The 12,529-nt window shown below is 68.4% G+C and carries 13 protein-coding genes; 4 read left to right on the top strand and 9 right to left on the bottom strand.

Annotation, left to right across the window (positions count from 1 at the left end; translation table 11 throughout):
- Nucleotides 1–3 precede the first annotated feature (3 nt).
- From fnr to G020_RS0106445, 3 genes are all read left to right on the top strand, one after another.
- Nucleotides 4–732, top strand: a complete 729-nt coding sequence (gene fnr / locus G020_RS0106455; protein ID WP_024329018.1) for a fumarate/nitrate reduction transcriptional regulator Fnr — start codon at nt 4–6, stop codon at nt 730–732.
- Nucleotides 725–1,213, top strand: a complete 489-nt coding sequence (locus G020_RS0106450) for a DUF2390 domain-containing protein (protein WP_018946954.1) — start codon at nt 725–727, stop codon at nt 1,211–1,213. Before fnr ends, G020_RS0106450 begins: the two co-directional genes overlap by 8 nt.
- A gap of 104 nt (nt 1,214–1,317) precedes the next feature.
- Nucleotides 1,318–1,887, top strand: a complete 570-nt coding sequence (locus G020_RS0106445; RefSeq protein ID WP_018946953.1) for a DUF2058 domain-containing protein — start codon at nt 1,318–1,320, stop codon at nt 1,885–1,887.
- 12 nt (nt 1,888–1,899) lie between these two features.
- Here G020_RS0106445 and G020_RS0106440 read toward each other — a convergent pair whose 3' ends face one another.
- The 8 genes from G020_RS0106440 to parE all read right to left on the bottom strand — a co-directional run bounded on the left by G020_RS0106440 (nt 1,900) and on the right by parE (nt 9,261).
- Complete coding sequence (locus G020_RS0106440) at nt 1,900–2,109, bottom strand: hypothetical protein (RefSeq protein WP_018946952.1); 210 nt, start codon at nt 2,107–2,109, stop codon at nt 1,900–1,902.
- Between the two features lie 92 nt (nt 2,110–2,201).
- A complete protein-coding gene (locus G020_RS0106435) occupies nt 2,202–3,095 on the bottom strand; it encodes a carbamate kinase (protein WP_024329017.1) in 894 nt (297 codons plus the stop codon).
- A 14-nt stretch (nt 3,096–3,109) separates the two neighbouring features.
- Complete coding sequence (locus G020_RS0106430) at nt 3,110–4,612, bottom strand: Fic family protein (protein ID WP_231363049.1); 1,503 nt, start codon at nt 4,610–4,612, stop codon at nt 3,110–3,112.
- A gap of 115 nt (nt 4,613–4,727) precedes the next feature.
- On the bottom strand, nt 4,728–6,350 hold the full coding sequence (locus G020_RS0106425) for a hypothetical protein (RefSeq protein WP_024329015.1): 1,623 nt from the start codon (nt 6,348–6,350) through the stop codon (nt 4,728–4,730).
- A gap of 10 nt (nt 6,351–6,360) precedes the next feature.
- Entirely contained in the window at nt 6,361–6,717 is a 357-nt protein-coding gene (locus G020_RS0106420; protein ID WP_018870237.1) for a DsrE family protein, read from the bottom strand.
- Between the two features lie 94 nt (nt 6,718–6,811).
- Nucleotides 6,812–7,045, bottom strand: a complete 234-nt coding sequence (locus tag G020_RS0106415; protein WP_024329014.1) for a hypothetical protein — start codon at nt 7,043–7,045, stop codon at nt 6,812–6,814.
- 62 nt (nt 7,046–7,107) lie between these two features.
- Nucleotides 7,108–7,362 carry a Smr/MutS family protein gene (locus tag G020_RS0106410; protein WP_018870239.1) on the bottom strand — a complete coding sequence of 85 codons (255 nt, stop codon included), beginning with the start codon at nt 7,360–7,362 and terminating at the stop codon, nt 7,108–7,110.
- Between the two features lie 12 nt (nt 7,363–7,374).
- On the bottom strand, nt 7,375–9,261 hold the full coding sequence (gene parE, locus G020_RS0106405) for a DNA topoisomerase IV subunit B (RefSeq protein ID WP_024329013.1): 1,887 nt from the start codon (nt 9,259–9,261) through the stop codon (nt 7,375–7,377).
- Between the two features lie 259 nt (nt 9,262–9,520).
- Between parE and trxA the strand changes: the two genes are divergently transcribed.
- Entirely contained in the window at nt 9,521–10,510 is a 990-nt protein-coding gene (trxA, locus tag G020_RS0106400; RefSeq protein WP_018946945.1) for a thioredoxin, read from the top strand.
- A 34-nt stretch (nt 10,511–10,544) separates the two neighbouring features.
- Here the strand turns inward: trxA and G020_RS0106395 are convergent, their stop codons facing one another.
- Complete coding sequence (locus tag G020_RS0106395; RefSeq protein ID WP_024329012.1) at nt 10,545–11,924, bottom strand: diguanylate cyclase; 1,380 nt, start codon at nt 11,922–11,924, stop codon at nt 10,545–10,547.
- Between the last annotated feature and the right edge of the window lie 605 nt (nt 11,925–12,529).

The following is a 12,529-nucleotide window of genomic DNA, read 5'->3' as shown; positions in this document are numbered from 1 at the left end:
GCCATGACCTTGCGCCCGACTCAAGCCTGCGATCAGTGCACCCTGCGCCAGTTGTGCCTGCCCATGGGGTTGCCCGACACCGAGCTATGGCAGCTCGACGAGATCGTGCAGCAGCGCCGGCCGATCGAGAAAGGCAGCACGCTGTTCTCCATGGGGTCGCCGTTTGAATATCTGTACGCCGTGCGCACCGGCACGATGAAGACGGTACTGATGGGAGACGACGGGACCGAACAGATCACCGGCTTTGCACTGGCCGGCGAGCTCCTGGGGCTGGACGCCATTCATCAGGGTTCCCATCCGGTCACCGCCATCGCCCTGGAGTCCACCAGCGTATGCGCGGTGCCCTGGTCGCTGGTGGAAGACCTCTCCGGCCGCCTGCCCACGTTCCGGCAGCACCTGATGGGGGTAATGAGCCGCGGCCTGGCCAGCGAGGAAAACCTGCACGCCCTGCTCGGCCAGCGCAGCGCGGAACAGCGCCTGGCCACCTTTCTGCTCTCGCTGTCCCAGCGCCACCAGGCACGCGGGCTTGCGGCCGACCGCTTCATCCTGCCGATGTCGCGCGCGGACATCGCCAACCACCTGGGCCTGACCCAGGAAACCATCAGCCGGCTGTTCACGCAGATGCGGCGCCAGGGACTGATCGAGCTGCACACCCGCGACCTCTACATCCCCGACCTGGATGCCCTGCGCACCACGGCCGGCGTCAGCACCTCCGCCGCCAGCAGTGCCTGACACCCGGGCGACCGGGGATTTCTGGTCGTTCGCCGAGACCGCCTGGAACGATCCGGCGCTGCACGAGCGGCTGATGGCCTGGCAGGATCACCATGGGGCTGACGTGATTCGGGTGCTGTTCGCCGCCTGGCACCCCGGTCCACTGGCCGCCGACGATCTCGATCGGCTGCACGCCCGGGCACGCGACTGGAGTACCCGCACCACCCTCCGGATCCGGGCCCTGCGCCGACGCCTGCACACCCCCGAACGGCATGCCCTGTACCGCGCCCTGCTGGAGCTGGAATTGCGCGCGGAGCACCTGGGGGCGCTGCACCTGCTGCGGGAATGCCCGCCTCCGGCCGCCACTGCGGACCCGTACCTGCGCCCGTGCGCGGCCACCATCGAGGAGCGCCTCGCCCGCCTCGAGCCCGGGCTCCCGCCGGCCGAGCGCTCCGCAGGGGCCGCCGAACTCGCCTCGGCCTCGGTCCCGGGCCTCCCCTGAGCCGCCGCGCCGGCAAAACACCGACCACACCCGGACCGCCCCTGCACGCAGCCCCCGGTTCCGGCTATCCTGACAGGTTCCACTCAGCCAGACGGCAACCGAACATGTCCGACGCAATGCGCGACCAGCTCCTCAAGACCGGCCTGGTCGACGAAAAGCAGGTCAAGAAGGCCCGCAGCGAACAGCACAAGGGCAAGAAAAAGGCCAAAAAGCCGAAGAAGGCGGCGCCACCCGCGGCCGAGCCCACGGCCGCCGAACAGCGTCAGGCGGAACAGGCCGAACGCTCGCGGCGCAAGAACGAGGAACGCCAGGCCCGCGCCGCGCGCAAGGCCCTAACCGCCCAGCTGCGCGAGCTGGTCAGTTCCAACCTGTATCCGGTGCCCGCCGGCGAGGACGCCGAGGACTATCACTTCCAGCAGGGCGGGCGGATCCGCAGCCTGCCGGTCACGCCGGCCCTGCGGCGCCAGCTGGCCGACGGACGCGCCGCGATCGCCGGCCTGGACCACCGACCGGAGGCCGGTTTTCGCCTGGTGCCCCGCGAGTCCGCGGATCGCATCCGCGAGCGCGACCCGCAGTGGCCGCTGGTCATCCCCGCCGAGGAGGCCGCGGACAGCGAACCGGCCGCCGACGACCCGTATGCGGATTACGTGGTGCCCGACGACCTGATGTGGTGACGCCCGGCGGCGTCAGTCGTCGTCGGTGCGCTTGACGTCGGCGGCCGGCATGCCCCGCTGCTGCGGGCGCCGCACGCCCTCGTTATCCGTTGGCTGCGGCTCCATCTGGCGATCGCCGAGGGCCTGAGGCGGACCGTCCTCCGCCTGCGGTTCGCCGTCGCAACCGGCCAGCCACAGGCCGGCGGCCAGCAGCAGGGCCGGACTTATCTTCCGGATGTTCATGTCTTTCCAATCTCCTCCGAAGGCTTCGCCATCAGCGTGCCGGCGCAAGGGCGCGGCGCCAAGAACTCGGGTCGCAACCGGGGGCACGTCCGTTACGGGGTCACCCGGGTACCGGCGGTACCGGCGAGGATGGCCGCGGCCGACCCCAGCGCCCCGATGCCCGCCATGCGGCCGCCCGCGGCCACCCGCCGCGCCGCATCCAGCTTGGGCCCCATGGACCCCGGCGGCCATTCGGCCGGATCAATGTCGCTGGCCTTCAGGCGGTCCAGCCGCCGGGCCCGGTCCGTGCCCCAGTCGGCATAGACCGCATCGACATCGGTGAGCATCAACAGGGCATCGGCCTCCACCTCGGCGGTCAGAAGGGCCGCGGCAAGATCCTTGTCCACCACCGCCTCCACGCCCGAGAGCCGGCCGTCGGCATCGCGCGCCACCGGCACCCCGCCGCCGCCGGCACACACCACCAGCGTCCCGCTGGCCGCCAGGGTCCGGATCGCGGGCACCCCCAGCAGCGCGCGCGGTTCGGGCGAGCCCACCACCCGCCGCCAGGCCTTGCCGTCGCGGGCGATGCGCCAGCCACGCTCCAGCGCCAGACGCCGCGCGGCCTCCTCGGCGTAGGTCGGTCCGATGAACTTGCTCGGCTCGTCGAAGGCCGGGTCCCGCGGGTCGACCTCGGTCTGCGTCAGCAGGCTTGCCACGCGATCATGTCCCAGTGCGTTGTGCAGCTCCTGCGCGAGGATATAGCCGATCATCCCGTGGCTCTCCGCACCCACCACGTCCAGCGGCCAGGCGATGCGGTCGCATTCCGCCTGGTTCGCCAGCAACCCCACCTGCGGGCCGTTGCCGTGGGTCACGATCACCTCGTGCTCCGCCGCCAGGCCGGCGATGGTCGCGGCCGCGCGCCGCGCGTTGTGCCGCTGATTCGCGGCCGAGGGCGTCTCGCCCCGCTGCAGCAGGGCGTTGCCTCCCAGAGCGACCACGATGCGCATGTCTCTACCTCCCGTCAGCCGTCCGTGAGCATGAATGCCTGCTGCCAGACCTGCTCGATCCGTTCGAGTTCATGATCCTCGATCTCGCCGAACTGACCGCGCTTGTTCCGTGACAGCCGGCCCTCGTTCTGGTGGAGCAAACGCAGCAACAGATCCAGGCGCCGATCCGGGAGATCCACGATCTCGCGGACGGCGCGGCGTGCAGCGTCATGACCACGAAGGAAACGCAGTTCTTCCACCAGATCTTCCCGGACGGTGCGGGCCACCGTTTCCGCGAGGTATTCGGTCTGGGCCGTCAGATCGGGATACCGATAGTAACTGGCCACTTCTTCCGGATTCCGCAGCTCCAGCCGTCCTTCGGGATCCAGATGGTAGTCGACCCGCTCCTCCATCAGCGGCCGCGAGTAACGTTCCAGAACCGCGTCGTATTCGGCAATCCGGCGCAGCATGGTGGCCGAAACCGGAAGCATGAGATTGCCTTCCACGAATCCGTCGCGATGCAGCAGATCGTGGATCAGGAAACGATGGAGCCGCCCGTTACCGTCTTCGAACGGGTGAATGAAGACAAAGCCGAACCCCACGGCCGCGGCGCGAACCAGCGGCGAAAGTCCGTGACTCCGCGTAGCCACCGTCGCCAGGCCTTCCATCATCGAGGCCAGCCATCCGGGCGGGGGGCATACGTAGTGCACACGCTGCGTGAAATCCGGCCGCTGCTCGCCCACGTAATTCTGGACAGAGCGAAAACCGCTTTCCGCATAGCGCGGGTCCACCACCAGATTCTGGCGCCGTGTCAGGCCGGCCTCGTCCAGCAGCTCCGCGAGCGGGACCCGCCCTGCTTCACGCAGCAATGCCACGAAGCGCTCGAGACGCCCGGAGACCGGTTCCGGCTCATGTTCGATCCCGTAGGTCGAGCGCGTTTCCTTGAGGTAGAGATAGTCGTTGGCCCGGGCAAACAGTTCCGGTGGAAATGCCCCGACCAGCCCGGACAGCTCCTCGGTCAGCGGCTGGGCCAGGGCCTCTCTCAAGCGCTGCGTCCGACGAATGACCGGACAGAAACCGCCATCCCCCAGAAGGTTGTCCCGGACCCGCCAGCGCCGATCGAATTCCGGTTCCGGCGCAGTCAGATAATGGTCGGGGTTCAGTGCGTCCACGTAGTTGCCGCCCGCTGTCCGCGAGACCGCGAGGCGCTCCCCGGTCAGGCGTTCGTAGAAGAACCCCATCAGCCGCCGATAACGCCCGGTGGGTTTTTCGCTTACCGCCGCCTCGATCGGTGCGGGGCCACAGGCACGGAACAGGTCCGCCAGAACCGCCAGATTCACGCCCTCGTGCTTCAGCGCGAATTCAAGCTGGTTCGCGAGCGCGTCACCGGCTGCGTACTGCGGCGGGTACTCATACTGGACCGTCCCGTCCTCCTGCCATGTCTCACGCAGGCGCGTGCCCAGACTCGAAGACACGGGCAGGGACGCGGACGGCAGTCCGAACGCACGAATCAGCCACCGATAACCCAATGGGCTCATACGCCGAATCCTGGATATTCAATGGCCCCAGATTGCAACAAAATCGATTCAGGCGAAACATTTTTGTTACAAAAAAGAGAAAGCGCGACAAAACGATTACGCAGCCACCGGTTGATCAGGGGCGCTCGGTGTAACCCTCGTGCAGCCAGTCGCGCAGGTCCTCGAACCCGGGGATGTCCTTGTCCCCGGTGGCCGGTGGCAGCTCGAAGCCGTCGTGGAAGCCGCGGGCCCGGAACGGCTCCAGCAGGTCCGGGTCCCCGGAGATCACGTGCACCGGCACCGCCCACGAGGGGTCCGGGCCGGTGATCAGGGCCGCCGGCTGGTGGTCGCCCGGCATCAGGAACAGGGTGTCCTCGTCCACGTGGTCGCGCGCCCAGTGGCCGCTGACCTCCAGCGAGTAGCGCACCGCCTCGGCGTAATGGTCGCGCACGCGGTCGAAGTCCCGCCACAGCACCTCGGGGGCGGGCCCGGCGCCGGCCTGTTCGTGGAACACCCGCCCGTCGTCCATCGCATCCGGGTCGTCCAGCACGTCCAGCACCGGGGTCCACGGGGCGTGGCTGCTGACCAGCGCGAGCATCGCGAACACCGGCGCCTCCCCGCCCTGCGGGTGCGGCCGCACGTCCTGTTCGAAGCGCCACCAGGTGAATTCGTCGGGCATGGTGACCCAGAAGAACGGGGGGCCGCGGTAGTCCATGCCGTCGCGATCCAGGATCCGGTCCCAGCCGAACCAGCGCCCCTGTGGCCAGTCGAGGGTGATGGCCGGGGCCAGCATGGCCGTGTGATGGCCGGTGGCCGCGAAGTCCTGCACCAGGGTCGCCCGCTCCCGCTCCTGCAGCCGGCGATACTGGCCGGCGTGCCGCACGGCCACGCCCGACAGCAGGGTGGCGTGCGCCAGCCACGACTGTCCGCCGGCGACGGGGGCCTTCATCACCCCGGTCACCGCGTGCAGATCCCGCGCGGCGAGATCCTGCTGCAGATCCTCCAGCGTCGGCTCGATGACCTCGGCATAGCGCGGGATCTCCAGCGCCGAGACCCCGTAGGACTCGATCAGGCCCACCACCACGTCAACACCGGCCAGACCCTCCAGCGGCCGGGGTTCGGCCAGCTGCGGATCCTCTTCCAGCCGGTGCGCCAGCGCGCGGTCCTCGCGCCGCGCCTCGCGCATGCCGTCGACCTGCTCCGTTACCAGCGCCACCGCCGGCGCCGCCGTGCGCGGCGGCTCCACACCCACCGCGTGGCCCGCGAGCCCGGCGAGGCCCGCGCCCAGCAGCACGAAACCCGCGCCCCGGGGCACGACCGGGCGCGCCAGCAGACGCGCCAGCGACCACACCGCCAGTCCGATCACGGCCAGCAGCGCCGCGACGGCCAGGATCACGCCGAAAGTGGGGAGGTTGCCGGTCAGCAGCCGGAAGACGGCATCCAGCAGGCCGATGTCCACGTAGACATTCAGCGGACGGGCGAGGCTGACGCGGGCCAGCGCCTCGAACAGCGCCAGTACGATCAGTGCAAGGAGGACGGCGGCTACCACCCGCGCCAGCACGCGGGCGACGGCCAAAGGAAGGACGGCGAACAGTCCGGCCAGGACCACGGCCTCCCAGGCCAGCCACCCCGGCCCCGCGTGGCGCGGGATGTCCAGGGCCAGAAACAGCCCGTTCAGAAGCAGCAGGGTCAGCAGGACGCGGACCCCGCCGGGGACGGCGCGCAGGCGCCAGCCGGACTGTTCGGGCGGGAAGCTCAACCCGCCCGAATCAGAAGCTCATCGAGCGATCAAACTCGGCCACCGCCTGGACGTAGTGGCCCATGCCGGCGTATTCGGCGGTGGCCAGGAAGTTGTCCGGGGTCACGTCCCGGCCACGGCCGCAGGCCTCGCAGACCCACAGCGGCACGCCGGCGTCGACCAGATCCTCGACGATGTCCTTCATCGCCGGCATGTTGTGGCCAACGATCTTGTCGTAGACGTTGCGGTTGGCGATGTTCGCCGCCTCGCCCTGCAGCCATACGGTCACGTCGTGGCCCTGATCCTTCGCCACCTTGGCGGCGATCATGCCCAGCGTGGCGCGGGTGGGGTCATCGGTTCCGGCGGTAACGGCAACGATAAAGCGCATGGTCGATTCTCCTGTGTCATCGCGTGTCGGCCTTGCGGCCGGTTGGCGGACCCGACGGGCCCGTTGTTGTTGCAGCAGTCCGCAGCGTACCCGATCAGGCACCGTTCCGGCTCTGGCGGGCCAGACGCAGCGCCATCAGCAGCCACGGCAGTCCGTGCAGCAGCAGACCGCCCCAGCCTGCCGCACCGGCGAGTTCACCGGCCAGCAGGTCGCGCACCAGTCCGGCGATCGCCGGCTCGGGCTGCCAGGGCCACAGGCCCACGGTTGCCACGATCAGGGCGAACAGCCACAGCGGCAGGCGGTCGAACAGGCGCAGAACGGTCGGCATGGCGCGCATCCTATCGCATACGGCCACCGGTACCGCGCATGCCCCGACGCGGCGGCGCGGATTCAGTGGCGAAAATGCACGAACAGCCGGCCGTGATTCTTCGAATCCTTCTCCACCCGGTGGTAACGCGCCTTGACCTCCGGCTGCTGCAGGAAACGCAGCACCCGCTTTTTCAGCTGCCCGCTGCCCTTGCCGTGGATGATCTCCACGGTCTTGATGCGTTTCTCGCAGGCCTCGTCGATCGCGCCGTTGAGCGCCTGATCGATGCGCCGGCCATCGCGAAAGCATTCGTGCAGGTCGATGGAAAGCCGCGACATACGGGCCTCCGTTCACACGTCCACGTCGGCCAGGTGCCCCTTGCCCTCCAGCCAGGCGCGGCGTTCCCCGGCGCGCTTCTTGCCCAGCAGCATGTCCATCAGGCTGCCGGTCTCCTCGGCCGAATCCAGGGTCAGTTGCACCAGCCGGCGGGTGTCGGGATTCATGGTGGTCTCGCGCAGCTGCATCGGGTTCATCTCGCCCAGCCCCTTGAAGCGGGTCACCGCGACCTTGCCCTTCAGCTTTTCCGCCTCGATGCGCTCCAGCACTCCGGCCTTTTCGTCCTCGTCCAGGGCATAGAAGGTCTGCTTGCCGACATCGATGCGGTACAGCGGCGGCATGGCCATGAACACATGGCCCTGCTCCACCAGCGGGCGGAAATGCTTCAGGAACAGCGCACACAGCAGCGTGGCGATATGGGCGCCGTCGGAATCGGCGTCCGCGAGGATGCAGATCTTGCCGTAGCGCAGCCCCTCCAGGCTCTGCGTCCCCGGATCCACGCCCAGCGCCACGGCGATGTCGTGGATCTCCTGCGAGGCCAGCACCTGATCGGGCTCCACTTCCCAGGCGTTCAGGATCTTGCCGCGCAGCGGCATGATCGCCTGAAAATCGCGGTCGCGCGCCTGCTTGGCGGAGCCACCGGCGGAGTCGCCCTCGACCAGGAACAGTTCGGTGCGCGCCAGCTCCTGGCTGGCGCAGTCGGCCAGCTTGCCCGGCAGGGTCGGGCCCTGGGTCACCTTCTTGCGCACCACCTTGCGCCCCGCGCGGCTGCGCTTCTGCGCGTTCTGGATCGCCAGCTCGGCGATGCGCTCGCCCTGCTGCGGGTGCTGGTTCAGCCACAGGCTGAAGGCATCCTTGACCACCCCGGAAATGAACGGCGCGGCCTGGCGCGAGGACAGCCGTTCCTTGGTCTGCCCGGCGAACTGCGGGTCCTGCATCTTGAACGACAGCACGCTGGAGACCCGCTCCCACACGTCCTCCGGCGCCAGCTTGATCCCGCGCGGGATGAGATTGCGGAACTCGCAGAACTCGCGCACCGCGTCAGTCAGCCCGGTGCGCAGGCCGTTCACGTGGGTGCCGCCCTGGGTCGTGGGGATCAGGTTCACGTAGCTCTCGGACACCACCTCGCCGCCGTCCGGCAGCCAGGTCACCGCCCAGTCCACCGCCTCGCTGTGGCCGGAGACCGAACCCATGAACGGTTCTTCCGGCAGGCGTTCCAGCCCCTCCAGGGCCTCCACCAGGTAGTCGCGCAGACCGGCCTGGTAGCACCACTCGCAGGCCTCGCCGGAGGTCTCGTCGCGGAAGGTGACGGTCAGGCCCGGGCACAGCACCGCCTTGGCGCGCAGGATGTGCTTGAGCCGCGGCACCGAGAACTTCGACGAGTCGAAGTACTGCGCATCGGGCCAGAAATGCAGCGTGGTGCCGGTATTGCGCTTGCCGACCTCGCCGACCGCTTCGAGGTCCTGCAGCTTGTGACCACCGGCGAAGGCCATCTGCCAGCGCCGGCCGTCGCGCCGGATGTCCACGTCCAGGCGTTCGGACAGCGCGTTGACCACCGATACCCCGACCCCGTGCAGCCCGCCGGAGAACTGATAGCTCTTGTCGGAAAACTTCCCGCCGGCATGCAGCGTGGACAGGATGACCTCGACCCCCGGGCGGTTCTCGCGCGGATGCAGGTCCACCGGCATGCCGCGCCCGTCATCGGTGACGGACACCGAGTCGTCCTTGTGCAGGACCACGTCGATACGGCTGGCGTAGCCGCTGACCGCCTCGTCCACCGAGTTGTCGATGACCTCCTGGGCGAGATGATTGGGACGCGCGGTGTCGGTGTACATCCCCGGGCGCTTGCGCACCGGGTCCAGCCCCTCGAGGACTTCGATGTCGGATGCGGAATAGCTCACTCAGGAACCCCTTTGTTGATCATGCCCTTTGCCGGGGCCGCCCGCACAGATCGCCACGGCGCTGCGCGCCTCGCGATGACGGTACCTGAGCGCCGGTCATTGCGAGGAGCGAAGCGACCTCCGGACGAAACCCGCGGCCCCGCGCGCCGCACAGTGCGCAGCGTACCAGAGCTCGCGGGCACTCGGCTGCTTGCAATCGCCGGGACGATCCCAACAATGCACCGCATATCCCGTATTCCGATCTTCCAGGAGGTTTCCGATGACCGAAGCCGAAAACGCCACCGGCGATGCCATTCTCGACGTCACCCGCGACAGCTTCCAGCAGGCGGTGCTGGACGAATCGCACCGGCGTCCGGTGCTGGTCGACTTCTGGGCCGCCTGGTGCGGACCCTGCAAACAGCTGATGCCCCTGCTGCAGAAGATCGCCGAAGATTATGGCGGCGCGTTCCGGCTGGCCAAGGTCAACAGCGACGAGAACCAGGAGCTGGCCGGGCAGTACGGGGTGCGCAGCCTGCCCACCATCATGTGCTTTCGTCACGGCGAGGTGGTGGATCAGCAGATGGGGGTACAGCCGGAGTCCACCATCCGCGAGATGATCGATCGCCACGTCGAGCGCCCCTCCGACGCCCACCGCCAGCAGGCCCTGGCCGCCCTGCAGGCCGGGGATGCGGCAGGTGCCGTGCGCGCGCTGGAAGAGGCCGTGGCGGTCGATCCGGGCAACAAGGACCTGCGCTCCGAACTGGCCCGCGCGCAGATCCGCGCCGGTGACACCGCGGCCGCCCGCACCACCCTGGAAACCGCGCTGGAGGCCTTCCCCGAGGACCCGGATCTGCGCATCGAGCTGGCGCGCGCGCTGTCCCAGGCGGGCGACCCCGATACCGCCGAGGCGCAGCTCAACCAGTTGCCGCTGAACCGCGCGGAGGACGACGCGGTGAAGACCCTGCGCGCCCACCTGCGGTTCTCCCGCCGGGCCGCCGGCGCCGACCCGCAGGCGCTGACACAGGAGATGCAGCAGGGCGATCCGGCGCCGGAGACCCTGGAAACCCTGGCCGCGTATTCCATGCTGCACGGCCGCTACGAGGAGGCCCTGGGCCTGTACCTGGAACTGATGAAGCAGCACCCGGACTACAAGGACAACGAGGGCGACAACGCCGGCAAGAAGGGGCTGCTGGCGGCCTTCAACGCCCTCGGCAACGACAATCCGCTGGTCAGCCAGTACCGCCGCAAGATGATGGCCGCGATGTACTGACCGCCGGCCGGCCGCTGCCGGTCGGGAAGCGGTTTCAGTCCGCGACGGCCACCTGATCGCGGCCGCTGTTCTTGGCGACGTAGAGGGCGTCGTCGGCCCGGCGCACCAGGCGCTGGTAGTCCGGGTGGCCGTCGTGACTGGCCAGTCCGATGCTCACGGTCAGCCCGAGCTGCTGGCCATGGGCACCCTGGAACGGCTCGGCACGGACCGCGGTGCGCAGTTTCTCGGCGATGCGTTCGGCATCGCGCGGGACCACGTCCACCAGCATCATCAGGAATTCCTCGCCGCCCAGGCGAAAGAGGTAATCGCCGGCCCGCGAGTTGCTGACCAGCAGCGTGGCGAACTGCTGCAGGATGCGGTCGCCGGTCTCGTGGCCATGTTCGTCATTGACCCGCTTGAAATAGTCGATATCCAGGGCCAGTACCGCGAAAGGGGCATGGGTCTGCTGTACGCTGGCGGTGTGCCGCCCCAGCACCACGGGCAGGAACTTGCGGTTCAGGGTCCGGGTAAGGACGTCGCGCCCGGACTCCAGTTCGTTGCTGCGCTCGAACAGCTGACCCAGATGGTAGTCGATGCTACGGACCTGCTCGCGCACGTCACGCAGGTAATCCTGCCGCTGCCGGGCCTCGACGCAGACCAGCGACGGCAGCAGGGCCTCGTCGATGCGGGCGACGGCCTCCAGCACCCGCTCGGTTTCCGCGGCCCCGCCAAAGGCGTCCACTCCCTTGTGCCGGAACCACAGGCCGAACTCGGAGGCCGACAGTCGCGGAAGCTGATCGCCCGAGGCCCCCATCGCCAGATCGAACATCAGCCCGTTCTCCCAGTCCAGCAGGCAGGCCCGCTGGCGGTCTTTCTCACTGGCGAGGTTCTCCGACACCGCGAACAGACGGTAGGCCTCCTCGGCGCGGGCGTTGCGCTCATGCGAGCGTGAATAGGCGTGGCTCATCAGCTCCATCGCCATGTCGATGCTGTCGGAGACGTGACGCACCGCCTGCAGCCGCATTTCGTGCCCCATCGCGGAATCCAGCTCCAGCAGGGTCAGGAACTGCTCCTTCACGCAGCGCGCGCCACGCATGACCAGATGGATGGGGATGGAGATGCGCGCGTGGATGCCGCCCACATGGGCCTGGCGCGCGGCCTGTTCTTCCACGCCGCTGTCGGCCTCCACGGAGAAGATGCCGCGGATCCATTCCTGCAGCGACGCGTTCAGCCGCGAATTGACGTCCTCGTGGTCGAGGAACACGCAGGCATCCGGGTCCGCCAGCATCTCGGCGTAGAACCGTTCCGCAAGCGAGGCACGGTGCTGCTCCGCCAGCTCGCGCACGCGGCCGCGCACCGGCCCGGGGCAGCGTTCGAGACGCCACTGCCATTCGTCCACCAGTTGCCGCTGTACCGCGGGCCCTCCGTCTGGCATCGCTTGCTCCCTGTCACCTGGTTCGCATCGCCCTCGCGCCGAGCGCGCGGGAAGCTTATTGGAACCCCCGGGGTGACGGGCGTCAACGCGAACGTGCACACTGATCAGTGTTTCCCTAGGGAAACACTGATCAATATACACGCTCGCGTTGGCACCCCGGGTTTTCCGAGACAAGGCGCGGTGCGCAGCCGGTAGTGGTTCTACCGGCAAGGGCCGCAACGCAGGATCGGGGAACCCGGGGTGCCAACCCCCACAAGTTATTGAATGCAGGGGCTCGGCCGCCCGTTGTTGATCAAAAACGGGCGCGCGCACGGCGTTGCGGCTCCCTTGTGCAGAATGACTGCACGGCGGTCGCCGCGCCTTGTTCGCACGCAAAAGCGACTCGAGCGCGAGCGTGTACATTGATCAGTGTTTCCCTAGACTCCGGATCGATACTCATAAGAAGGCAAAAGGACGCGACATGCTGATTATCGAATTGATTTCGGCTCGGTGGCCGCACTGAAATCCGCCCGGGGATCCTCCACCGTGGCGCTGGTCACCGCCTCCGGCATGATCACCATCTACATCCAGGGCCTGATCTTTGTCTGAACGACTCCGGGTCGTCG

This window comes from Thioalkalivibrio sp. ALR17-21 (genome assembly GCF_000420185.1).
In the GTDB taxonomy this organism is placed as follows: Bacteria; Pseudomonadota; Gammaproteobacteria; order Ectothiorhodospirales; family Ectothiorhodospiraceae; genus Thioalkalivibrio; species Thioalkalivibrio halophilus.
This window is presented reverse-complemented; position numbering and strand designations above follow the sequence as displayed.